Here is a 23,252-nt window from a genome sequence, read left to right on the forward strand (position 1 = left end):
CTGCTGCCTCGGGCGCCGCCCCGGACGTTGCGTCCGCGGCTCCCCCTCTGGCCGCGGCCCTGGACTGCCCCCTGGCCCTGGCGGGACGGCCGCCGGCAGCGATGGCTGCCCCACAGCTCCCGCCCGAGATCTGTGCGATGTGCCGGCCGATCGGGATCTCCCCTGTTCGAGCGAAGTCGAGAGCTTGGGGATCGTCACGGACCCTCCCACGTACACGCCACGGACGGTCGCCCGTCCCCCGTGCCGATCAGTCTGCGACCCGATCCGGCCACAAGCGGTCGCCCTTGACGCTCCTCTGACGCCTCCTCAGGCGGGTTTGACGTGGCCTTGACGGCGCCCTCGCCCTGCCCGTACGAGAACCGCAAATTCCTTGCTGAGCTGGGGTGTTCAGGGTGCGCTCGCGGATAGATCCTTCGTCGGCCACCCGAAGAGGCCGCAGGCGTCAGCGGCCTCACCGCTCCGGTGCTGCTGCTGAACCGGTGCTACGGCACGAACGTGGGCACGGCCCGCACGGCGGCGGTCGCCGCCACTGAGCTGAAGCCGCTGGACTTCGTGATCGTGGGGGCGGGCGAGATGATCCCGGCGGACGGCGACGTCGTCGACGGGGTGGCGGCGGTGGACGAATCCGCCATCACCGGCGAGTCGGCACCGGTGATCCGTTAGTCGGGCGGCGACCGCAGCGGCGTCACGGGCGGCACGACCGTTCTGTCGGAGCGGATCGTGGTCCGGGTCAGCGCACGCCCCGGGCACAGCTTTCTGGACCGGATGATCGCCCTGGTCGAGGGCGCCTCCCGGCAGAAGACCCCGAACGAGATCGCCCTGAACATCCTGCTGGCAGCAAGGCCGGCCAGAGCTGACTCCGCCGTTCGTTCGGCACGAGCCGTCGGCCGCCGGTGCGCAGCCGCATCGACGCGCACCACCTCGCCCCCGCAGATCCCGGGCTGCCCAGGGGCTGCTCTACGCGATGACGCTCGGTGTCCGTCCCCGACGCGCGAGCCGGTCCTCCCCCATACAGTCCAATGCCGGACGACCGCGTCCCGGCCTCCGCTTCTTGCCGCGCCACCGCCTCCCGCCAGGCGATTCTTAACGCAAGTTTGACGCCCACCGCCCCCTGATCCGTGGGCCCACGCGTCACGCTCTGCATACGCTGGTGCCGCCGTCCGCGTGATGGCCGGAAACACGCTGAGCCGCACAAGGAGCAGGCCGATGGCCACGACCGAACACCCTCCGCCCAGTCGCCTACGGGCCTGGATGCTGGAGGGCCTGTCCGACATGGGCAAGGGGGCAGGCCAGCACGGCGCAGCCGAGGCCGAACCGGAGCCGGCTCACAAGGGCCAGCGCTGGTGGCGGGTCATGTGCCTGACCGGCGTGGACTACTTCTCCACCCTCGGCTACCAGCCGGGCATCGCGGCCCTGGCGGCCGGCCTGCTGTCGCCGATCGCCACGATCGTGCTCGTCATAGTCACCCTGGCCGGCGCGCTGCCGGTCTACCGGCGGGTGGCCGAGGAGAGCCCGCACGGCGAGGGATCCATCGCCATGCTGGAGCGGCTGCTGTCCTTCTGGCAGGGCAAGCTGTTCGTCCTGACGCTGCTCGGCTTCGCCGCCACCGACTTCCTGATCACCATCACCCTGTCGGCCGCCGACGCCTCCACCCACCTCGTGGAGAACCCGCATCTGACCAGCGTCCTGCACGGCCAGCAGATGGTGATCACGCTGTTCCTCGTGGCGCTGCTGGGCGCGGTCTTCCTCAAGGGCTTCCTGGAGGCGATCGGCGTCGCGGTCGCCCTGGTCGGCATCTACCTGGCGCTGAACGTCGTCGTCGTGATCGTGGGCCTGTGGCACGTCGTCACCGCCGGCCACGTGGTCACGGACTGGACGACCGCACTGACCGCCGAGCACGGGAACGTCTTCGTCATGATCGGGCTGGCCCTGATCGTCTTCCCGAAACTCGCCCTGGGCCTGTCCGGCTTCGAGACCGGTGTCGCCGTCATGCCTCACGTCGAGGGCGACCCGAGTGACACCGAGCAGAGGCCGACCGGCCGGATCCGGGACACCAAGAAGCTGCTGACCACCGCCGCAGTGATCATGAGCGGCTTCCTGATCACCACCAGCTTCATCACCACGCTGCTCATCCCGGAGAACGAGTTCAAGTCCGGCGGCCAGGCCAACGGCCGTGCGCTGGCCTACCTGGCGCACGAGTACATCGGCAACGCCTTCGGCACGGTGTACGACGTCTCGACCATCGCGATCCTCTGGTTCGCCGGTGCCTCCGCGATGGCGGGTCTGCTCAACCTGATGCCGCGCTATCTGCCCCGCTACGGCATGGCCCCGCACTGGGCGCGCGCCGTGCGCCCCATGGTCATCGTCTTCACGCTGATCGCCTTCCTGGTCACCTGGATCTTCGACGCCGACGTCGACGCGCAGGGCGGCGCCTACGCCACCGGTGTGCTGGTGCTGATCAGCTCCGCGGCGATCGCGGTGACCATCGCCGCGCGGAAGGCCGGGCAGCGGAACTGGTCGATCGCCTTCGGGGTGATCTCCGCGGTGTTCCTCTACACGACCGTCGTGAACGTCATCGAGCGTCCGGACGGTGTGAAGATCGGTGCCTGCTTCATCGCCGGCATCATCCTGGTCTCACTGCTGTCCCGGCTGGCACGGGCCTTCGAGCTCCGTGTCACCCATGTCGAGCTGGACAGCATGGCGGAACGATTCGTCCGGGACATGGCCAGCCGCAAGATGCGGTTCATCGCCAATGAGCCCGACCGTCGGGACAAGGCCGAGTACCGGGACAAGATCGAGCAGATCCGCGAGGACAACGAGTTCCCGGAGCACGAGGACTTCGTCTTCGTCGAGGTGACGGTCACCGACCCCTCCGAGTTCGAGGCGGGCCTGACCGTACGCGGCGAGGTGCTCCACAACCGCTACCGCGTGCTGACCCTGGAGTCCTCCTCCATCCCCAACGCCCTGGCGGCGCTGCTCCTGCACGTCCGCGACTCGACGGGCTGCACCCCGCACATCTACTTCGAGTGGACCGAGGGCAACCCCTTCGCCAACTTCCTGCGCTTCTTCCTCTTCGGCCAGGGCGAGGTCGCCCCGGTCACCCGCGAGGTGCTGCGCGAGGCGGAGCCCAACCGCGCACTGCGCCCGCGCGTCCATACGGGCTGAGTCGGACTTCGGTGGTTCCTGACGGCCCGGCCCACCCGGCCCGGCCGTCAGGATCGCGTCAAGATCCGGCCCGACCGCGTCAGGGCTCCGTCAGCGATCCGAGTCCCGGCCCGACCGGGACCTTAGCGTCGACTCATGCGACGGAGTGGACGCGTGAGCCCGGCCGGCGACCGCCACTGGCGCGGCAGCGCCCGGTTCGCTCTGGGCTGCGCCCTCGCCTTCCTCGGCATGGCCCTGCTGGTCGACTGGGACGCGGGCACCCTGACCCGCCTGCGGGCCCTGTTGTGGATCGCCCTGTCCGCGGCGGCCTTCTGCGTCCTGCTGCCGCACCGCGTCACCGCCGGTCCCGGCCGGCTGTCGGTGCACGGTCTCGCACGACGGCACACCATCCGCACCGACGCGCTGGTGACCGTACGGCAGTACGGCGACGTCTCCTCGCGCCTGGTCCTGCGGGACACCCACGGTCGCCGCCTGGAGGTCGACCCACGCGTCCTCGTCGCGAACCCCCTGCTCTGGCACGAACTGGACACAGGCGCACGCCGCTCACAGCAACACGGCACGCTCCGCGAGGGCACGGACGTACTGGAACGACTGGGCCACGAAATAGACGACTCGACCGCACGGGTGGTCCTCAAGGCCTCGGGGCTCTCCTGACCCATCCCCTGCGCGGCGGGCGCGTCACGACCCGGCCGTAGCTCATACGGCCGCACACCTCCACGCACAGGACGACCGGCGTCCCCGGGTCACCGGCCGGACGCGTCTTGATCTTGGCGTAGCCGAGCGCCAGGGAGTCGGTGTCCACGACGACGCCGGGCCGGGTCACCAGCCGCAGCGTGCCGCCGCGCATGTCCAGGTCGATGCGCAGGGTGTCGTGCGTGATGACCGCCCGGGTGAAGTCGAGCGTCACATCACCCCAGGCAGACTCGACCTCCATCCGCCGCGGCACCACCCAGTCGTCCTGGCGGGAGGCCGAGCCGCCCTGTTGTTCGATGCGGACGACGTCCTTGACCGGGGCGGGCCCGTCCGCATCGGGCAGGTCCGTCGTCAACGCCGCCAGCTCGCCCAGTGTCCGGGCCGACAGCGCGGCCTCCACTCGCTCGTCGAGCTCCTCGGCGGTGAGTCTGCCGTCCCCCGCGGCGACGGTCAGCACGTCCACCACCCGGTCCCGGTCCGCGTGCGAGGCCCGCACCTCGGGCGACGCACCCTCGCTGCGCAAGAGCTCAGCCGACATTCCCTCACCCCGATCAGACCGTACGGACGCACCCACGGGAACTAACGCTATATCGCGTTATACCCAACGGCCAACCCCACGTCCACCGTTCCCGCCCGTAGCCCTATCGTGATCCGCATGCAGTCCTACACGATCGGCCAGGCGGCACGGCTGCTCGGCGTGAGCCCGGACACCGCCCGCCGATGGGCCGACGCCGGCCGGATGACCACCCACCGCGACGAGGGCGGACGTCGGCTCATCGACGGCAGGGACCTGGCCGCGTTCTCGGTCGAGCTCGCCAAGGCGGGAGCGATCGAGGAGGACACCCCGTACACCTCGGCCCGCAACGCCTTCCCCGGGATCGTCACCGCGATCAAGCTGGGCGACGTCGCGGCTCAGGTGGAGATCCAGGCGGGCCCCCACCGACTCGTCTCCCTGCTGACCCGGGAGGCCGTCGAGGAACTGGGCCTGGAGGTCGGCATGGAGGCCACGGCCCGCGTGAAGTCGACGAACGTGCACATCGACCGCGTCTGAACGGCGACGGGCGTCCGCTTCACCGGGCCGACGCCGGCGCACGGCCGGGTACGACCGCACCGGTGGGCGAAATCGGGGTCGATCTCGGCTCAGGACAGCAGGGCGTGATGGCCGTCCGTACCGCTGACGGCGACGAGGAAGCGCAGCCGGTCCTTGCGCCGGGCCAGGTCACCGGTGAGGGCGAGTTCCGCGAACGTCACGTGCGACCACCTCCGACTTGACCGTGCCCTGTCAGACCCCAGTACAAACGCACATGCATACCACACTTCGCGATGATCCCCGCTCATGCGATGCAACAGGAGACCTGCACCTTGCATATGCGGCAGTATCATCGCCGCACGGGCGTCGATCGGCGGCCGTGGAAGGGCGCGACCGCTTTTCCCGAAGGAACAGAGGAGTAGATCGTGATGACCCGTTCCGCGCGCCGGACCCGGCGGATGCTGCAGGTGGCCGGTGCAGGAGTCGCAGCCCTGATAGCGCTGAGCGCCTGCTCCTCCTCCGACGGCTCCTCCGCCTCCTCCGACTCGTCGGGCAAGTCGTACACCTCGACGTCCGCCTCACCCAAGCTGTCCGGCACGGTCACCGTCTTCGCCGCCGCCTCGCTCAAGGAGAGCTTCACGACCCTGGGCAAGGAGTTCGAGAAGCAGCACCCGGGCACCAAGGTCAGCTTCAACTTCGGCGGCAGCGACACCCTCGCCGCCAGCATCACCTCCGGCGCCCCCGCCGACGTCTTCGCCGCCGCCAGCCCCAAGACCATGGCGATCGTGACGGACAAGAAGGACGCGGCCACCACACCCGTCACCTTCGTCCGCAACCAGCTGGAGATCGCCACCCTGCCGGGCAACCCCGACAAGGTCGCCTCCCTCAAGGACCTCACCAAGTCGAACCTCAAGGTCGTCCTGTGCGACAAGGCGGTGCCGTGCGGCGCCGCCGCGCAGAAGGCCCTGGACGCCAGCAGCCTCAAGCTCACCCCGGTCTCCTACGAGCAGGACGTCAAGTCCGCCCTCAACAAGGTGGTGCTGAAGGAGGCCGACGCCGCGGTGGTCTACAAGACCGATGTGAAGGCGGCAGGTGACAAGGTGGAGGGTGTGGAGTTCCCCGAGTCGGCCAACGCCGTCAACGACTACCCGATCGCCCTGCTGAAGAACGCCGACAACGCCGCGGCGGCCAAGGAGTTCATCGCGCTCGTGCAGTCCGCCGAGGGCCGGCAGGTCCTGTCCGCGGCCGGGTTCCTCAAGCCGTGACCTCGCTGGACAAGTCCGGTGCCGCGGACACCCTGACGGGTGAGCCGCGACGCCGGCGCGGCCGGAGCCGGACGGGCCGCACCGGCCGCGGAGTACCGCTGCCGCTGCTGCTCCCCGGCGTGGTGGCCCTGGCGTTCCTGCTGCTTCCCCTGGTCGCCCTGCTCGTCCGGGCCCCCTGGAGCAGCATTCCGGACCAGCTGACCAGCACCGAGGTGTGGCAGGCGCTCCAGCTCTCCCTGATCACCGCGACCGCGGCGACCGCGGTGAGCCTGATCCTGGGCGTACCGCTGGCCTGGCTGCTGGCCCGCACGGAGTTCCCGGGACGCGGCTTCGTACGGGCGCTGGTGACCCTGCCGCTGGTCCTCCCCCCGGTGGTGGGCGGTGTGGCCCTGCTCCTCGGGCTCGGCCGCAACGGCGTCGTCGGCCAGTGGCTGGACTCCTGGTTCGGGATCACGCTGCCGTTCACCACGGCGGGGGTCGTGGTCGCGGAGGCCTTCGTCGCGATGCCGTTCCTCGTGATCAGCGTCGAAGGCACCCTGCGCGCCGCCGACCCGCGTTTCGAGGAGGCGGCCACCACCCTGGGCGCCTCCCGCTTCACCGCGTTCCGCCGCGTCACCCTGCCCCTGATCGCCCCCGGCATCGCCGCGGGCTCCGTCCTGGCGTGGGCGCGCGCGCTCGGCGAGTTCGGTGCCACCATCACCTTCGCCGGCAACTTCCCCGGCCGCACCCAGACCATGCCGCTGGCCGTCTACCTCGCCCTGCAGAACGACCCCGAGGCGGCCATCGCCCTCAGCCTGGTGCTGCTGACCGTGTCGATCGCGGTCCTGGCGGGACTGCGCGACCGCTGGCTGACGACGTCGTGAGAAGCGCAGGTCGCCGTACGATCGTGTCCGAACGCACCACCACGGCCGCGCGCCACACCGGCACGGACCCCGGCGGCCCCGGCCCCGGCACCCGTACGAACGCGTCCGTCCCCGCGCCGCACCGCGCCCGACGGGCGGCCGTCAACCCGCTCGACCTCTGGATGTGCGCCCCATGACCGACATCGACGACACCACCGCCGGGCTCGTCGCCGAGGGCGTCCGCGGTGCCGGGCTCGACGCACGGCTCGTCGTCGACCAGGGTTCCTTCCGGCTCGATGTGACGCTGGCCGCCGCCCCGGGCGACGTGGTCGCGCTGCTGGGCCCGAACGGCGCCGGAAAGACCACGGCCCTGCGGGCGCTCGCCGGCCTCGTGCGGCTCACGGGCGGCCACCTGCGGCTGGACGGCACCTCGCTGGACCGTACACCCCCGGAGTCCCGTCCGGTCGGCGTCGTCTTCCAGGACTATCTGCTCTTCCCGCATCTGTCCGCCCTGGACAACGTGGCCTTCGGCCCGCGCTGCCAGGGCGCGACCAAGGCCGAGGCCCGGGCGCAGGCCACCGCCTGGCTGCAGCGCATGGGCCTGGCCGAGCACGCCGGTGCCAGGCCCCGCCGCCTCTCCGGCGGCCAGGCACAGCGCGTCGCCCTGGCCCGCGCCCTGGCCACCCACCCCCGGCTGCTGCTCCTGGACGAGCCGCTCGCCGCCCTCGACGCCCGCACCCGCCTGGAGGTGCGCGCCCAACTCCGCCGCCATCTGGCCGACTTCGAGGCCGTTGCCGTCCTGGTGACCCACGATCCGCTGGACGCGATGGTGCTCGCCGACCGCCTGGTCGTGATCGAGCACGGCCGCGTCGTCCAGGAAGGCTCCCCCGCCGACATCGCCCGCCGTCCGCGCACGGACTACATCGCGCAGCTGGTCGGTCTGAACCTCTACAAGGGCACCGCCGACGGACACACGGTCCGCCTGGACGCCGGTCCCGCCATCACGACCACGGAAGACCTCACCGGACCGGTCTTCGTGGCGTTCCCGCCGGGCGCCGTCACCCTCTACCGGGACCGCCCCACCGGATCCAGCGCCCGCAACCTGTGGCGCTGCGAGGTCGCCGGTCTGGAGACCCACGGCGACCAGATCCGCGCCGACCTCACCGGCGACCTCCCGCTCGCCGCCGACCTCACCACGGTCGCCGCCGCCGAACTCGACCTGCACCCGGGCGCACCGGTCTGGGCGACGGTCAAGGCGACGCAGACCCACGCATACCCGGCATAAGCCATCCGGCGCCCTACGGTGGGTGCTCATGACGCTGAGCATCCGCAATCAACTCCCCGGCACCGTCACCGCCATCACCCCCGGCGAGGTGATGGCCACCGTGGGGATCCGTCTCGCCGGCGGCCAGGCCCTCACCGCGGCGATCACCCTGGAGGCCGTGCACGAACTCGGCCTGGCCCCCGGCTCGGCCGTACGGGCCCTGGTGAAGTCGACCGAGGTCGCCCTCGCCACCGGCCCGGTCGAGGGAGTGTCGATCCGCAACCAACTCCCGGGCACGGTCACCGACATCGCCACCGGCAGCGCGATGGCCTCGGTCAAGCTGGCCTTCGACGGCGGTGCGCTGACCGCCGCGGTCACCAGGGACGCCGTCGCCGACCTCGCCCTGACGGCCGGGTCCCCCGTCGTCGCACTGATCAAGGCGACCGAGGTGTCCCTCGCCACCGCGTGACACGCGAGGGGACCGCGTGACACCCCTAGGGACCGCGTGACACACGAAGGGCTCCCACCCCGGCCGGGGTGGGAGCCCTCACGCATGCACTCTCAGGCCGGTCAGCCCTCGTACGCGTCCATCGGCGGGCACGAGCAGACCAGGTTCCGGTCACCGAAGGCCTGGTCGATACGGCGCACCGGCGGCCAGTACTTGTCGGCGGCCGAGACCCCGGCCGGGAAGACGGCCTCCTCGCGGCTGTAGGCGTGCGCCCACTCCCCGCCCAGCGCGGCCGCCGTGTGCGGCGCGTTGCCCAGCGGGTTGTCCTCGGCCGGCCACTCGCCCGAGCCGACCTTCTCGATCTCCGCGCGGATCGCGATCATCGCATCGCAGAACCGGTCCAGCTCGGCCAGGTCCTCGGACTCGGTCGGCTCGATCATCAGCGTGCCGGCCACCGGGAACGACATCGTCGGCGCGTGGAAGCCGTAGTCGATCAGCCGCTTGGCGACGTCGTCGACGCTCACGCCGGTCGCCTTGGTCAGCGGACGCAGGTCGATGATGCACTCGTGCGCGACGAGGCCGCCGGGGCCGGTGTAGAGCACCGGGTAGTGCGGCTCCAGACGCTTGGCGACGTAGTTGGCGCTCAGCACGGCCACCTGCGTGGCCCGCTTGAGCCCCTCGCCGCCCATGAGCCGGACGTAGGCCCAGGAGATCGGCAGGATGCCGGCGGAACCCCACGGTGCCGCCGAGATCGGCCCGACACCCGTCTCCGGGCCGGCCGCGGGCTGCATCGGGTGGTTCGGCAGGTACGGCGCGAGGTGCGCCCGTACGCCCACGGGGCCGACGCCGGGACCACCGCCGCCGTGCGGGATGCAGAAGGTCTTGTGCAGGTTGAGGTGGGAGACGTCACCGCCGAAGTGGCCGGGCTTGGCGAGGCCGACCAGGGCGTTGAGGTTGGCGCCGTCCACGTAGACCTGGCCGCCCGCCTCGTGCACCTGGGCGCAGATGTCGGCGACGTGCTCCTCGAACACACCGTGGGTGGACGGGTACGTGATCATGAGCACGGCGAGCTCGTCGCGGTACTGCTCGATCTTGGCCCGCAGGTCCTCGACGTCGATCTCGCCGTCCTCGGCGGTCTTCACGACGACGACCTTCATCCCGGCCATCACGGCGCTCGCGGCGTTGGTGCCGTGCGCGGAGGACGGGATCAGACAGATGGTGCGCTGCTCGTCGCCGTTGGCGCGGTGGTAGCCGCGGACGGCCAGCAGACCGGCCAGCTCGCCCTGGGAGCCGGCGTTGGGCTGCAGGGAGACCTTGTCGTAGCCGGTGACCTCGGCGAGGCGCTCCTCCAGCTCACGGATGAGCGTGAGGTACCCCTCGGCCTGCTCGGCGGGCACGAAGGGGTGCAGCTGACCGAACTCGGGCCAGGTGACCGGCTCCATCTCGGTGGTCGCGTTCAGCTTCATGGTGCAGGAGCCGAGCGGGATCATGCCGCGGTCGAGCGCGTAGTCGCGGTCGGCCAGCTTGCGCAGGTAGCGCAGCATCGCGGTCTCGGAGCGGTGCTCGTGGAAGACGGGGTGGGTGAGGTAGGCGTCGGAGCGCAGCAGCGCGCCCGGCAGGGCCTCCGCCGTCGCCGCGTCCAGCGCCTCGATGTCGCCCTCGACGCCGAACGCCGACCACACGGCGGCCAGCTGGGCCCTGTTGGTGGTCTCGTCGCAGGCGATGGAGACGTGGTCGGCGTCGGCCCGGTGGAGGTTGACGCCGTTGTCCCGGGCGGCGGCGACGATCTCGTCGGCGCGGCCGGTGACCTTGGCGGTCAGCGTGTCGAAGTAGGCGCCGTGGACGATCTCGACACCGCCGGCCTTGAGGCCCTCGGCGAGGATCGTGGCGTAGCGGTGGGTGCGGCGCGCGATGGCCTTGAGGCCCTCCGGCCCGTGGTAGACGGCGTACATGCCCGCCATCACCGCCAGCAGCACCTGCGCGGTGCAGATGTTGCTGGTCGCCTTCTCGCGGCGGATGTGCTGCTCACGGGTCTGCAGGGCGAGCCGGTAGGCCTTGTGGCCGTCCGCGTCGACGGAGACGCCGACGAGGCGCCCGGGCAGGCTGCGCGCGAACTTCTCGTGCACGGCCATGTAGCCCGCGTGCGGTCCGCCGAAGCCCATCGGGACGCCGAAGCGCTGGGTCGTGCCGACGGCGATGTCCGCGCCGAGCTCGCCCGGCGAGACCAGCAGGGTCAGCGCGAGCAGGTCGGCGGCGACGGTGACGAGCGCGCCCAGCTCGTGCGCCTGGTCGATGACCGGCTTGATGTCCCGTACGGCACCGGAGGCGCCCGGGTACTGGACGAGCACGCCGTTGATCTCGCGCTCGGCGAACTCGGCCGGGATGCCGTCGCTGAGGTCGGCGACCACGACCTCGACGCCGGCCGGCTCGGCACGCGTCGCGATCACGGCGATGGTCTGCGGCAGCGCGTCCGCGTCGACCAGGAACAGGCCCTTCTTGTTCTTGCCCATGCGCCGGGACAGCGCCATAGCCTCGGCGGCGGCCGTGCCCTCGTCGAGGAGGGAGGCGCCGGAGGTCGGCAGGCCGGTGAGGTCGGCGACCATGGTCTGGAAGTTCAGCAGGGCTTCGAGGCGCCCCTGGGAGATCTCCGGCTGGTAGGGCGTGTAGGCCGTGTACCAGGCGGGGTTCTCCATCACGTTGCGCAGGATGACGGGCGGGGTGAAGGTCCCGTAGTACCCGAGTCCGATCATCGAGCCGAGCACCTGGTTGCTGTCGGCGAGCGAGCGCAGCTCGGCGAGCACCTCGGCCTCGGTCCGGGCACCCGGCAGGTCGAGCGCGTCGGCGTTCTTGATCACATCCGGCACCGCGGCGGCGGTGAGCTCGTCGAGCGAGCCGTAACCGACGTGCGCGAGCATCTTGGCCCGCGCCTCCTGGTCGGGCCCGATGTGGCGCTGTTCGAAGGGGATGCCCTGTTCGAGCTCGGTGAGCGGAATGCGATGGGCGGTCATTGCGGAGGCCTCCTGGTCTGACGCGACCTTCGAGGGGCACCCCGGCACGGGTACCCCGACGGCCTCCCCCTCTGTCATCTCAACCTGAGAGCTTCACCGGGTCGCCCGAAGGCACCGGTTTTCACCGTCGGTGAGAGCGGAAGCCGTCGACACCCGCCCTGCTTTCCAGAGTGACCTCGTCCGTGCGGTACGTGAGCCTGAGAGATTCCGGGGAGGATTTGCTCCTTCGGCGCCTCCGGTGATGTCCGGAGGACTCTCCCGCACGGGGTCAGCAGCCGTTTGCAAGACTACCAGCGAGGTCAACGCCCGGGCCTTCGAGTGGCCGCCTCCTTGATTGTGCTCTTTTGTAGTGCTTACGGATGAGTTGCGACCAAGTGGAGGGCCCGTGCAGACCGACATCGATCCGCGCAACCTGATCGGCCGCAAGGCGTTCGACCGCAATGGCACCAAGATCGGCACGATCGACGAGGTGTACCTCGACGACGCGACCGGCGTGCCGGAGTGGGCGGCCATACGCACCGGCCTGTTCTCGCGGGACGCCTTCGTCCCGCTGGAGCCCAGTGAACTGGTCGAGGGCACCCTCCACGTCCCGTTCGACCGAGCCCTCATCAAGGACGCGCCCGACTTCGGCGTGGGCCGCCATCTCTCCCCGGAGCAGGAGCTCCAGCTCTACCACCACTACGGCCTGGACGTGGCCCCACCGCCCCGCCTCCCCGACCACGACTTCGGCAACCTGGCAGGCACGGACGAGACCTGAGGCCGAAAGGGTGGACCGACCGAGGAAGCGGAGGCGGAGCCGGAGCAGCCTCTGAGAGGCGCCTGCCCAAGCTCGGAGCCACGGCGTCGCCACGGCTCCGCGACCTGGCGACGAGCCGCACCGGCCCCGGCGACGCACGGCCACCCTGCTCCGCCCCCAAGCCCGCCGACGCCCGCCGTGAGCCCCCGGTGGGGCCTGACCCTCCGATGCGCGCACGCGGGCTCCTGTCCCGGCGGCAAGATCCACGAACGACCCGCGGACTCCAGCTCCAGGTCGACCGACCCGGCACGGCCGGAGAGCGAGGGCGGCACGCCCTCGCTCTCCGGCCGTTCCCGGCGGTGCCTCACGGCCGCGTCGTCGCGGCCCGGGGCTCCCCCGTGCTCCGCTCCGGCTCGCCGCCGCGAGCCGCCCCTGATATGCCCTCGGCCTCGTCGCCCGCGCTCTCTCCGACCCGGGCTCGCCCAAGACGCCCCTCGGCGTCCCCCTCTCCCACGTCTGGGACCAACGGCAACGGATCCGCCGGCTCCAGGTCCGCGTCGTCGACCCCGAACGTCCGCACCCGCCCGGGCTCCGAGTCCGGCGTCTCGAAGCGCACGGTGACCCGCCCGAGGCCGCTGCCCTGCACCCAGCCGTGTCCGTACTCGCTGTGCCGCACGTCATGACCGGGCGACCAGTGCCGCTCGGCGGGTGCCGGGCTTTCCGGTGCGGGCTCGGCCACGCTCTCCTCCGGCGCCGCGTCGGCCCGCTCGCCCGCCGCCTGCGCGAAGAGGTCCTCCTGTGTGTAGTCGGCGAGCCCGGAGACGCCCACACCGAGCAGCCGTACACCGCCCGTCGTGTCCACCGAGTCGAGGAGCCGCGCGGCGGCCTCCCGCACCACCGCCGGATCGTCCGTGGGCCCACGGAGCGTCTCGGACCGGGTGAGCGTGGAGAAGTCGTACCGCCGCACCTTCAGCACGATGGTCCGCCCCGACAGCCCCGCCCCGCGCAGCCGCCGCACGCACCGCTCGGCGAGCCGCTGCACCTCAAGACCCACTCTGAGCCGGTCGTGGATGTCCACGTCGTACGTGTCCTCGACCGAGACCGACTTGGTCTCCCGCTCGGCCACCACGGGCCGCTCGTCGTGCGCCAGCGCCATGGCGTACAGCCCGTGCCCATGCGCCTTGCCCAGCAGCCGTACGAGCTCGTCCTCGCCCGCCTCGGCGATCTCGTCGACCGTGGTGATCCCGGCTCTGCGGAGGTGGTCGCCCGTCGCCGGGCCGACCCCCGGCAGCGTCCGCACCGACATGGGGCCCAGCAGCGCCCGCTCGGTCCCGGGTTCGATCAGCACCAGCCCGTCTGGCTTGGCCTGCTCGGAGGCGATCTTGGCGAGCATCTTCGATGCCGCGAGCCCCACCGACCCGGTGAGCCCTGTGACGGCCCGTATGTCCGCGCGCAGCTTGGCCCCGGCCAGCCGCGCGGACTCCTCGTCCCAGGCCGCTCCCCCGGCCTCCAGATCGATGAACGCCTCGTCCAGGCTCAGCGGCTCCACCAGGGGGGACAGCTCCCGCAGCAGCCCCATCACCTGCTCGCTGACCGTCCGGTACAGGCCGAAGCGCGGCACGAGATACGCCGCGTTCGGAGCCAGCCGGCGCGCCTGGGCCATGGGCATCGCCGAGTGGACCCCGAAGACCCGCGCCTCGTACGACGCCGTGGCGACCACGCCGCGAGGTCCGAGCCCGCCCACGACGACGGCCTTCCCGCGCAGGCTCGGCTTGGATGCCTGCTCCACCGAGGCGAAGAAGGCATCCATGTCGAGATGCAGGATCGTGGGCGCGTTTCTCACAACTCCGATGCTGCACCACGCCACTGACATTGCCCCGGAGCGGGACGGGGGCACGGTCGGCCGCGCCCGGGGACCTCGCCTCAGACGGCCCGGTTGCGCCGCCGCGCGAGTTCGTCGGCGGGGTTGTGCCCGACGAGGGTCTCGCCCGTGTCGATGCGTTCACCGTGCAACTGGGAGAGCGCGCTTTCCACGTCCCGCCACACCACGCCCACCGCGATGCCGAAGATGCCCTGACCGCCCTGGAGCAGGGCGTGCACCTCGTCCGGCGAGGTGCACTCGTACACCGTGGCGCCGTCGCTCATCAGCGTCATGCGCTCCAGGTCGCGGAAACCGCGTTCTCTGAGGTGCACGACGGCGGTACGGATGTTCTGCAGCGAGACCCCGGTGTCCAGGAACCGCTTGACGATCTTCAGGACGACGACGTCCCGGAAGCTGTACAGACGCTGCGTGCCCGACCCGTACGCGGGCCGCACGCTCGGCTCGACCAGGCCCGTACGGGCCCAGTAGTCGAGCTGCCGGTAGGTGATGCCGGCGGCCGCGCAGGCCGTCGGACCGCGGTAGCCGATCTCCTCGGACGCCATGGGCCCCGCCCCTCCGCTGTTCGGCACGGCCGAGGACCGCTGGGGGGCGTGGCCGACCGCGCCGCCGGGATGGGCGTACCCCCTGCTCGAACGCAGCTGAGAGCTTGAGGGAGGGTACGGACCGCTCTCCCCGAAACCGCGTCCGGGGGCACCCCCAGCCGTACCGTCGCCGCTGCTTCTCACGCCGACCTCCGTCCTTGACCTGCCTTCTCGACGGTAGGCAGTCACCAGGGGTGCGTCAACGATCGCCACACTCGGCACGCCGAGTGATAATCACCCTAGGAGTGGTTTCCCGTGCCCCACCGCGGGGAAAGGCTAGCCGAATGCTCTCGCGGGGGTCCGTAGGACGCTCTCAATGGCCGGTGGCATTTGCCGACATCCCGTCCGTAACAGGGCGCCGACCGAACCGTCACGGACCGCGTCCGCCGGACGGCCGCCCCCCCTCACTGGCTGCTGGTGCCGAAGTCCTCGGGTGAGATCTGGTCGAGGAACTCGCGGAACTTCTCGACCTCGTCCTCCTGCTCGTCCGGAATCGCGATGCCCGCGTCGTCGAGCACCGTGTCACTGCCGTAGATCGGCGTTCCGGTGCGCAGGGCCAGCGCTATGGCATCGGACGGGCGGGCACTCACCTCGACCCCGCTGGCGAAGACCAGCTCCGCGTAGAAGACGCCTTCACGCAGGTCGGTGATGCGCACTTCCGTGAGCTCCTGGCCGACGGCCTCCAGCACGTCCTTGAACAGGTCGTGGGTCAGCGGTCGCGCGGGGGCCATGCCCTGCTGGGCGAAGGCGATCGCCGTCGCCTCCCCCGGCCCGATCCAGATGGGGAGGTACCTGTCGCCTCCCACTTCGCGCAGGAGCACGATCGGTTGGTTGGAGGGCATTTCGACCCGGACACCTACGACATCGAGCTCGTTCACACAGCAACCCTAGGCCGTGCCCGGGACGTTTGGGTAGTCGGGCCGGGAACGGGTGGCCGATACGGCCTGTCGAGCACCGCCGCCGCTCACGGCAGACGCACCCCGAGAGCGGTCTTCACCAGGGCGGCGTGCAGCCGCACGGTGAGCGCCGCCAGCTCCTTCGTACGCGCTTCGGCGTGGGCCCTGGTCTGCGGGTTGCGATGCCGCTTCAAAGGGGCCACCACCTGGTCCACCAGGCCTGCCTCGCGGTCCGCCGCGGCCTTCATCACCCGCAGGTGCCGCGGCTCGATCCCGTGCCGGCCCAGCTCGGCGACGAGCGAGGCCACGGTGACCGTCTCCGCGTCGTACACGCCGTCCTCCAGCGGGGCGATGAGCCCGTACGACTCCCACTCCTGAAGGGCGCTCTCGTCGATCTCCGCGGCAGCCAGCAGCTCGGCCCGGCCGATCAGGGCCGCCGTGGGCGTGTCGCACGGCTCCAGGACGGTCTCGCCGTCCCGCTGACGCCCCACGACCGGCAGCGGCACGGCCTCGCCGCGCTCCACGGCGTCCAGGTGCTCCCTGATCACCTTGAGCGGCAGATAGTGGTCCCGCTGCATCCTCAGGACGTGGCCCAGACGCTCGACGTCACCGGCGCTGAACTTGCGGTACCCCGACGGCGTCCGCTGCGGCTCGATGAGCCCCTCCGACTCCAAGAAGCGGATCTTGGAGATGGTGACTTCGGGGAACTCGCCGCGCAGCATGTTCAGCACCGTGCCGATGCTCATCAGCCCACTGTCCGCGGCGGCGGCACCGTGCCCGGCACCGCCGCTCGGTGTTTGAAGCATGGACCTTCCCTGACGGGTCAGATGCCCTGCCGGCTCGAGTAGAAGACCAGCCGGTACTTGCCGATCTGCACCTCGTCACCGTTCGACAGGGCGACCTGGTCGATCCGCTCGCGGTTGACGTACGTGCCGTTCAGACTGCCCACGTCGGCCACCGTGAAGGAACCGTCCGGAGAGCGCCGGAACTCGACGTGGCGGCGCGAGACCGTCACGTCGTCCAGGAAGATGTCGCTCTGCGGGTGACGCCCGGCCGTGGTCAGCTCGCCGTCCAGCAGGAAGCGGCTGCCGGAGTTCGGCCCGCGACGCACCACCAGCAGCGCCGAGCCCATCGGTAGTGCGTCCACGGCCGCCTGCGCCTCGGGAGAGAGCGCCGGCATCTGCGTCTGACCGGTGACCTCGGCGTCGTAGGCCTCAAGACCGGAGATGGAGATCGTGGACGTCGTCTCGGACGCACGCTCCGGCGCCACGCCCGCGCGCAGCGGGGCACCACAGTTGGAACAGAACCGGGCGTTCTCCGCGTTCCGGTTGCCGCACCTCGTACACACCAGGACCGACATGGACGGATCCTCCTGCCGCGGCTGCCCCGCGGGGGCATTGGACGCATACGGGTCGGGGGCAAACCCTCCACCCGTACTTGAGGTTGACGGTTGCCCGAAACCTATGCCGCCAGCCTGGGCAGGGTCAACAGACGGCGCGCCCTGGCCGCCGGAAATGTCACCACCCGGACCAGGGACCTGGTCACGGAACAGCGGACGCTGGCCCTCTGCGTCAGGCTGTGCGCGATGACGAGCGGTCGCGTTGTCGCTGCCCTCTCGCGCGCTCTTGCCGAACAACTTCGCAAACAACTTCACGGGCGATTCCCCTTGACCGAAACAGACCCGCCCGTGGGGCAGGACGAACCCTGATTGCATACACCGGTCGACCCGGACACCTTCACAACGTCCGTATCCACCAGACAGTTTCCACCACGCGCCACCTCTTCGGTGCGCCGACCCCCCGCAACCTCATGCCCCTGCCGGACGGCCCTCATGCACCACCGGTTCACTGGGAGGACGACCGAGCGTAGTCAGGCCGCTTCGCCGCCCGCAAGGCGTCAACCACGATCTTGGTCGACCGCTCGACGGTCACGACGGCCTGCTCCTTCTCGAGGGTCTGCACCACGCCTCCGGGGATGTTGAGCGCCGGTTCGAGGTCCTGCGGCTTGCCGATGACCTTGAAACGATAGGGGGCGTTGATCTTGTTCCCGTCGACGCTCACACTCTTGCCGGAGTCCGTCAGATACGTGTTGGCGACGACCCGGACGCCGTTCACCTCGATCGCCTCCGCACCTGCCGCGCGCAGCTCCTGGATCGCGTCGAGCAGCATGTCCGCCTGGACCGTCCCCTTCGTGTCGTCGATCGTGATCGTGATGCCGGGACCCTGCGCGGCCACCGTGCCCGCCAGAATGCCGAGTTGCTTCTCCTTCTCAGCAGTCTGCCTGCGGGCCTCGGCCGCCTGGTCGGAGCTGCTCTGCAGTTCCGACCGCTGCTTCTCGAGTCCCTGCTTCTCGTCCTCAAGACGCTGAGTACGGTCATCCAGTTCATCGAGGATGCGAACGAGATCTTCCTGACGGGCACCACGCAGCGCGCTGTCGCTGTCGCTGTTCGACGCCACCTGCACGGCCAGACCGAAGCCGAGGCCGAACAGCAGCAGGGCGACGATGAGTTGGGCCCTGCTGAACCGCGGCGGCCACAAGCCCTTCACCAACCGCTGGCGGCCCGTGAGCGGGGCCTCGGGCTGCTCCTCCGCCGCCTGCTCGGCGTCGGGGGCCGGCGCGGGCACTTCCGCGGGCAGTTCCTTGCGCAGCCTGTTCTCCGGCTGCTCGTCCTCGTTGCTCATCGTTCTCACGCCCGGAACACGTGGCGCCGGATCGCCGCCGCGTTGGAGAAGATCCGGATGCCGAGCACCACCACGACACCCGTGGACAGCTGCGCCCCCACGCCCAACTTGTCGCCCAGGAAAACGATCAGGGCGGCCACCACCACGTTCGACAGGAACGACACCACGAAGACCTTGTCGTCGAAGATCCCGTCGAGCATGGCCCGCAGGCCACCGAAGACGGCGTCGAGCGCCGCGACGACGGCGATCGGCAGATAAGGCTCGACGACCGCCGGAACCTCAGGACGGACCAACAGGCCGGCCACGACTCCCACGATGAGGCCCAGTACGGCGATCACGATGTGCCCTTCTCAGTGCTCGGCTGTGCTGTACGTACGATCACACTCGGTGCTGCGGGCAACCGGACGTCACTCTCCGTGGAGATGCCGGTCCGGATGCCGTAGTTCTCCTCCAGGGCATGCAGATACAGCCCGTCGGCGCTGTTCTGGAACGTGGTGCTCAACCTGTCCCCGTCCCCCACCGCGAGCACCGTGTAGGGCGGCACCAGCGGCTTGTTGTCGACCAGTATCGCGTCACCCGCGGCCCTGATCGCGGACAGGGCGGTCAGCCGCTGCCCGTTGATGGAGATCGCCTCGGCCCCGGAGGCCCACAGTCCGTTCACGACGCGCTGCATGTCACGGTCGCGCACCCGGCCGGTGTCGGAGAAATCGGTGGTCTCGCGCGGATTGCCGGCGTTGCCGCCCGTGGTGGCTTCCTTCGCGTCGTTCACGACGAGCTTCACACCGGGGCCGTGCACCGCCGTGGCGCCCGACAGGATTCCCACCAGGTCCGCCTGGCCGCTGCCACCGCTGTGCTTCAGCGCCTCCCGCTGGCGCGCGCTCACGTCGTCGCGCAGCTTGTCGACGGTGCCCTCCAGCTTGTCCGCCGACGAGGTCTCCCGGTCGATGCGGTCGATCAGCTCCTGCCGCTCCTTGGCGACGACCGGGGCCGCCACGCGCGCCTGGGCCGCGCCGACGGTCACGACCAGCGCCGCGAGCACCAGACCGCCGGCGAGACCGAGCTTCGCCCTCAGGGTCTTCGGCATGCCGCCCTCGCCCTGGGACTGCTTCCGGGCGGCGGCCTCGGCGTACCCGTCGTCGAGGCTGTGATCCATGACGTTGGTGATCAACGACATGGAGGCGTCCGGGCGCGACGGCCGCGAGGCCGTGCTCCGAACGGGGGGTTGCTGCGGCATGCCGCACATCGTCGCACGTCGCGACCAGTACCTCCGAATGGCCCCACCGGCGTGCCGGACAGGCCCCCTTGGGGGACACTTGTCCGGCACGCGCGCGTGCAGCGGGTTTTACCGTCCGGCGCTGTCCACGATCGCCGACCATTCGTCGAGCAGGGCCTGTGCGGAGGCGTCGTCCGGCCCTTCCGCCCACAGATGCGTGACCGCCTCGGCGGGGTCGGGCAGCACCATCACCCAGCGCCCGTCGGTCTCCACGACGCGCACTCCGTCCGTCGTGTCGACGGAGCGGTCTCCGGCCGCCTCCACGACCCGCCGCATGACCAGTCCCTTCACGGCCCATGGCGTGGCCAGGTCCCGCTTGAGAACGTGCGCCCGCGGGATCCGCGCGTCGATCTGGCTGAGGGTGAGCTGCGTCCGCGCCACCAGCCCGATCAGCCGTACGAAGGCCGCCGTACCGTCGTAGACACCGCTGAACTCCGGGACGATGAAGCCGCCCTTGCCGTCCCCGCCGAAGATCGTCCCCTCCTCACGCCCCACGCGCGTGAGGTCGTCCGGAGAGGTGGTGGTCCACTCGACCTGGGTGCCGTGGTAGGCGGCCACCTGCTCGGCGATCCTGGTCGTGGTCACCGGCAGCGCCACACGTCCGCTGCGCCGCTCCGCGGCCACCAGGTCCAGCATCACGAGCAGAGCCCGGTCGTCCTCGATGATTCGGCCCTTCTCGTCCACCAGGGACAGCCGCTCGCCCACGGGGTCGAAGCGCACGCCAAACGCGGCCCGGGACGACGCCACGATCTCGCCGAGGCGCACCAGCCCCGACCGCCGGACATCGGCCGTCTCCGTCGGCCTGGACTCGTCGAGGCCGGGATTGATGGTCAGCGAGTCCACACCGAGCTTTCCGAGCAGGCTGGGCAGTACGAGCCCGGCGCTGCCGTTCGAGGCATCCACGACCACCTTGAGCCCCGACTCGGCGATCCCGGTGGTGTCGATGTTCCGCAGCAGCGACCCGGTGTACGAGTCGAAGACACTCGCCGGGAAGTACAGGTCACCGATCTCACCGGGGAACGCACGGCGGTACTCCTGCCGCGCGAACACCCGGTCCAGCTTGCGCTGGCTCGCCTGCGAGAGGTCGGCCCCCTGCCCGTCGAAGAACATGATGTCGACGGAGTCCGGCACACCCGGTGAGGTCCGGATCATGATCCCGCCGGCACTGCCGCGAGCGGTCTGCTGCCGGGCCACGGGCAGCGGTACGTTCTCCAGATCCCGTACGTCGATCGCACTGGCCTGCAGCGCGGAGATCACGGCACGCTTCAGCGCACGGGCACCCCGGGAGTGGTCGCGGGCCGTGGTGACCGTGGAGCCCTTCTTGAGCATGGTCGCGTAGGCGCCTGCGAGCCGCACGGCGAGTTCCGGCGTGATCTCGACGTTCAGGATGCCGGTCACCCCCCGCGCGCCGAACAGATGCGCCTGGCCCCGGGACTCCCAGATGACCGACGTGTTGACGAAGGCACCGGCCTCGATGGTCTTGAACGGATAGACCCGAACGTTGCCCTGGACGATCGATTCTTCGCCGATCAGGCACTCGTCGCCGATGACCGCGCCGTCCTCGATCCGGGCCGCCCGCATGATGTCGGTGTTCTTTCCGACGACACAGCCCCGCAGATTGCTGTGCTGCCCGACGTACACGTTGTCGTGCACGACGGCCCTGTGCAGGAACGCGCCCGTCTTCACGACCACGTTCGACCCGACGACGGTGTGTTCACGGATTTCCGCGCCGGCCTCTACCTTGGCGTAGTCACCGATGTAGAGCGGCCCCCGGAGAGCCGCGTCCGGATGCACCTCGGCACCCTCCGCCACCCATACACCCGGGGAGATCTCGAACCCGTCGATGTCGACGTCGACCTTGCCCTCCAGGACGTCTGCCTGGGCCTTCACATACGACTCGTGCGTACCGACGTCCTCCCAGTAGCCCTCGGCGACATAGCCGTACACCGGCTTGCCTTCCTTCATGAGCTGCGGGAAGACATCGCCCGACCAGTCCACGGGAACATCGGCCTCGACATAGCCGAACACCTCGGGCTCCATGACATAGATGCCCGTGTTCACCGTGTCGGAGAAGACCTGGCCCCAGGTCGGCTTCTCGAGGAAACGCTCGACCTTGCCCTCTTCGTCGACGATGGTGATGCCGAATTCCAGCGGATTGGGCACACGCGTCAGGCAGACCGTGACCAGCGCGCCCTTTTCCTTGTGGAAGTTGATCAGCTCGGTGAGGTCGAAGTCGGTCAGGGCATCGCCGGAGATGACAAGGAAGGCATCGTCCTTCAACGCCTCTTCGGCGTTCTTGACGCTTCCGGCGGTACCGAGTGGCTTCTCCTCGTTGGCATATGTGAGCTCCATTCCGAGCTCCTCGCCGTCACCGAAGTAGTTCTTGACGAGCGAGGCCAGGAACTGCACGGTTACGACGGTCTCAGTGAGCCCATGCCTTTTGAGCAGCCGCAGCACATGCTCCATGATCGGGCGGTTCACTACCGGAAGGAGCGGCTTGGGCATGCTCGAGGTCATCGGGCGAAGGCGTGTACCTTCACCACCGGCCATCACGACGGCCTTCATGTCGGAAGCGTCCTCCTCTAGAGACGACGGTCCAGCCGACTTCACCCGTCAAGATTGTCCCGCACTTTTCCGCCGCGGGCCATCGAGCCCTACGTCCGGACAATCGCCGAGCTCAATCGGCCATGGCGTCCGCACGTACCAGGCGGCGGACTTGGACCACGTAGAGCACTCCTGCCCACCAGTACAGCGTTGTACCCCATCCGGCGAACGCCCATCCGAAAATAGCAGCGAGTGACGCGATCCATCCACTTCCGTCACTCAGCAGGAGCAACGGGAAGGCGTACATCAGATTGAAGGTGGCCGCCTTCCCCAAGAAGTTCACCTGCGGTGGCGGATAACCATGACGCCTGAGGATGCCCACCATCACCAGCAGAACCAGCTCTCGCGCCAGCAGCACGGCGGTCAGCCAGAGCGGCAGGATCTCGCGCCAGGTGAGGCCCACCAGCGTCGAGAGAATGTAGAGCCGGTCGGCAGCGGGATCGAGCAGCCGGCCGAGGCTGCTGATCTGATTCCAGCGCCGCGCGAGCTTCCCGTCCAGGTAGTCGCTGATCCCGCTCAGCGCGAGCACCAGCAGCGCCCAGCCATCACTCTTGGGACCCCCGAACTCCGGCCGGAGGATCAGCCACAGAAAGACGGGCACGCCGACGAGACGCGCCATGCTGAGGATGTTCGGGATGGTGAGGACCCGGTCCGTCTGGACACGGGTCTCCTGGACCTCCACCCGGGGGCCTCCTGGGAAACGAACCAACGATGCCCCCTGACCTTACCTCAACACAAAAAAGCTCCGGCTCCTGGGCTTCGTGCCCAAGAGCCGGAGCTCTAAAGGGAGTTCGGCGGTGTCCTACTCTCCCACAGGGTCCCCCCTGCAGTACCATCGGCGCTGTGAGGCTTAGCTTCCGGGTTCGGAATGTAACCGGGCGTTT

At 70.0% G+C, this 23,252-nt stretch carries 21 protein-coding genes, 1 rRNA gene, 1 pseudogene and 1 riboswitch; of the genes and pseudogenes, 10 read left to right on the forward strand and 13 right to left on the reverse strand.

The genetic code is table 11. The features are described from left to right. Window positions 1–519: 519 nt before the first annotated feature. From AB0I54_RS33635 to AB0I54_RS33645, 3 genes and pseudogenes are all read left to right on the forward strand, one after another. Window positions 520–654: pseudogene (locus tag AB0I54_RS33635) on the forward strand (hypothetical protein); the annotation flags it as partial. 552 nt (window positions 655–1,206) lie between these two features. After that, complete coding sequence (locus AB0I54_RS33640; RefSeq protein ID WP_363300020.1) at window positions 1,207–3,165, forward strand: APC family permease; 1,959 nt, start codon at window positions 1,207–1,209, stop codon at window positions 3,163–3,165. A 135-nt stretch (window positions 3,166–3,300) separates the two neighbouring features. After that, window positions 3,301–3,819, forward strand: coding sequence for a hypothetical protein (locus AB0I54_RS33645; protein WP_363300021.1), 519 nt, complete (start codon window positions 3,301–3,303; stop codon window positions 3,817–3,819). Here AB0I54_RS33645 and AB0I54_RS33650 read toward each other — a convergent pair. Further along, window positions 3,797–4,396 carry a DUF1707 domain-containing protein gene (locus AB0I54_RS33650; RefSeq protein ID WP_363300022.1) on the reverse strand — a complete coding sequence of 200 codons (600 nt, stop codon included), beginning with the start codon at window positions 4,394–4,396 and terminating at the stop codon, window positions 3,797–3,799. The two genes, AB0I54_RS33645 and AB0I54_RS33650, sit on opposite strands and share 23 nt — an antisense overlap. A gap of 117 nt (window positions 4,397–4,513) precedes the next feature. Between AB0I54_RS33650 and AB0I54_RS33655 the strand changes: the two genes are divergently transcribed. The 6 genes from AB0I54_RS33655 to AB0I54_RS33680 all read left to right on the forward strand — a co-directional run bounded on the left by AB0I54_RS33655 (window position 4,514) and on the right by AB0I54_RS33680 (window position 8,728). Continuing rightward, window positions 4,514–4,909, forward strand: coding sequence for a helix-turn-helix transcriptional regulator (locus tag AB0I54_RS33655; protein WP_363300023.1), 396 nt, complete (start codon window positions 4,514–4,516; stop codon window positions 4,907–4,909). Between the two features lie 407 nt (window positions 4,910–5,316). After that, complete coding sequence (gene modA / locus AB0I54_RS33660; RefSeq protein ID WP_363300024.1) at window positions 5,317–6,153, forward strand: molybdate ABC transporter substrate-binding protein; 837 nt, start codon at window positions 5,317–5,319, stop codon at window positions 6,151–6,153. Further along, window positions 6,150–7,016 (forward strand): ABC transporter permease, encoded by an 867-nt coding sequence (locus tag AB0I54_RS33665; protein WP_363300025.1) that lies wholly within the window; start codon window positions 6,150–6,152, stop codon window positions 7,014–7,016. Before modA ends, AB0I54_RS33665 begins: the two co-directional genes overlap by 4 nt. 23 nt (window positions 7,017–7,039) lie before the next feature. After that, window positions 7,040–7,192 carry a hypothetical protein gene (locus AB0I54_RS33670; protein ID WP_363300026.1) on the forward strand — a complete coding sequence of 51 codons (153 nt, stop codon included), beginning with the start codon at window positions 7,040–7,042 and terminating at the stop codon, window positions 7,190–7,192. Beyond that, entirely contained in the window at window positions 7,189–8,280 is a 1,092-nt protein-coding gene (locus tag AB0I54_RS33675; RefSeq protein ID WP_363300027.1) for an ABC transporter ATP-binding protein, read from the forward strand. Before AB0I54_RS33670 ends, AB0I54_RS33675 begins: the two co-directional genes overlap by 4 nt. Before the next feature lie 28 nt (window positions 8,281–8,308). Continuing rightward, window positions 8,309–8,728 (forward strand): TOBE domain-containing protein, encoded by a 420-nt coding sequence (locus AB0I54_RS33680; protein ID WP_363300028.1) that lies wholly within the window; start codon window positions 8,309–8,311, stop codon window positions 8,726–8,728. A 101-nt stretch (window positions 8,729–8,829) separates the two neighbouring features. On the opposite strand, the gene gcvP is transcribed toward AB0I54_RS33680, so the two are convergent. Then, window positions 8,830–11,715, reverse strand: coding sequence for an aminomethyl-transferring glycine dehydrogenase (gene gcvP / locus AB0I54_RS33685; protein ID WP_363300029.1), 2,886 nt, complete (start codon window positions 11,713–11,715; stop codon window positions 8,830–8,832). A gap of 175 nt (window positions 11,716–11,890) precedes the next feature. Then, window positions 11,891–11,986, reverse strand: a riboswitch (glycine riboswitch). 114 nt (window positions 11,987–12,100) lie between these two features. On the opposite strand from gcvP, the gene AB0I54_RS33690 reads away from it, so the two are divergent. Beyond that, a complete protein-coding gene (locus AB0I54_RS33690) occupies window positions 12,101–12,472 on the forward strand; it encodes a PRC-barrel domain-containing protein (RefSeq protein WP_316764935.1) in 372 nt (123 codons plus the stop codon). A 343-nt stretch (window positions 12,473–12,815) separates the two neighbouring features. Here AB0I54_RS33690 and AB0I54_RS33695 read toward each other — a convergent pair whose 3' ends face one another. The 11 genes from AB0I54_RS33695 to rrf all read right to left on the reverse strand — a co-directional run. After that, complete coding sequence (locus AB0I54_RS33695) at window positions 12,816–14,294, reverse strand: DNA polymerase IV (RefSeq protein WP_363300030.1); 1,479 nt, start codon at window positions 14,292–14,294, stop codon at window positions 12,816–12,818. Window positions 14,295–14,374: 80 nt separating this feature from the next. Further along, window positions 14,375–15,058, reverse strand: a complete 684-nt coding sequence (locus AB0I54_RS33700) for a MerR family transcriptional regulator (RefSeq protein WP_363300031.1) — start codon at window positions 15,056–15,058, stop codon at window positions 14,375–14,377. 260 nt (window positions 15,059–15,318) lie between these two features. After that, window positions 15,319–15,792: a bifunctional nuclease family protein gene (locus AB0I54_RS33705; protein ID WP_026253112.1), complete on the reverse strand. Its 474-nt coding sequence runs from the start codon at window positions 15,790–15,792 to the stop codon at window positions 15,319–15,321. A gap of 86 nt (window positions 15,793–15,878) precedes the next feature. Then, window positions 15,879–16,616 carry a MerR family transcriptional regulator gene (locus AB0I54_RS33710; protein ID WP_363300032.1) on the reverse strand — a complete coding sequence of 246 codons (738 nt, stop codon included), beginning with the start codon at window positions 16,614–16,616 and terminating at the stop codon, window positions 15,879–15,881. 17 nt (window positions 16,617–16,633) lie between these two features. Then, complete coding sequence (locus AB0I54_RS33715) at window positions 16,634–17,524, reverse strand: FHA domain-containing protein (protein WP_363300033.1); 891 nt, start codon at window positions 17,522–17,524, stop codon at window positions 16,634–16,636. Between the two features lie 130 nt (window positions 17,525–17,654). Beyond that, window positions 17,655–18,491 carry a DUF881 domain-containing protein gene (locus tag AB0I54_RS33720; protein ID WP_363300034.1) on the reverse strand — a complete coding sequence of 279 codons (837 nt, stop codon included), beginning with the start codon at window positions 18,489–18,491 and terminating at the stop codon, window positions 17,655–17,657. A gap of 5 nt (window positions 18,492–18,496) precedes the next feature. Continuing rightward, window positions 18,497–18,829, reverse strand: coding sequence for a small basic family protein (locus AB0I54_RS33725; RefSeq protein WP_006134295.1), 333 nt, complete (start codon window positions 18,827–18,829; stop codon window positions 18,497–18,499). Next, complete coding sequence (locus AB0I54_RS33730) at window positions 18,826–19,665, reverse strand: DUF881 domain-containing protein (protein ID WP_363300035.1); 840 nt, start codon at window positions 19,663–19,665, stop codon at window positions 18,826–18,828. Before AB0I54_RS33730 ends, AB0I54_RS33725 begins: the two co-directional genes overlap by 4 nt. 168 nt (window positions 19,666–19,833) lie before the next feature. Next, window positions 19,834–22,329: a mannose-1-phosphate guanyltransferase gene (locus tag AB0I54_RS33735; protein ID WP_363300036.1), complete on the reverse strand. Its 2,496-nt coding sequence runs from the start codon at window positions 22,327–22,329 to the stop codon at window positions 19,834–19,836. A gap of 112 nt (window positions 22,330–22,441) precedes the next feature. Then, window positions 22,442–23,050 (reverse strand): CDP-alcohol phosphatidyltransferase family protein, encoded by a 609-nt coding sequence (locus AB0I54_RS33740; RefSeq protein ID WP_363300037.1) that lies wholly within the window; start codon window positions 23,048–23,050, stop codon window positions 22,442–22,444. Between the two features lie 107 nt (window positions 23,051–23,157). Further along, window positions 23,158–23,252, reverse strand: a 5S ribosomal RNA gene (rrf, locus tag AB0I54_RS33745); the annotation flags it as partial.

Origin of the sequence: Streptomyces sp. NPDC050625, from assembly GCF_040654755.1 — a bacterium.
Lineage (GTDB): Bacteria > Actinomycetota > Actinomycetes > Streptomycetales > Streptomycetaceae > Streptomyces.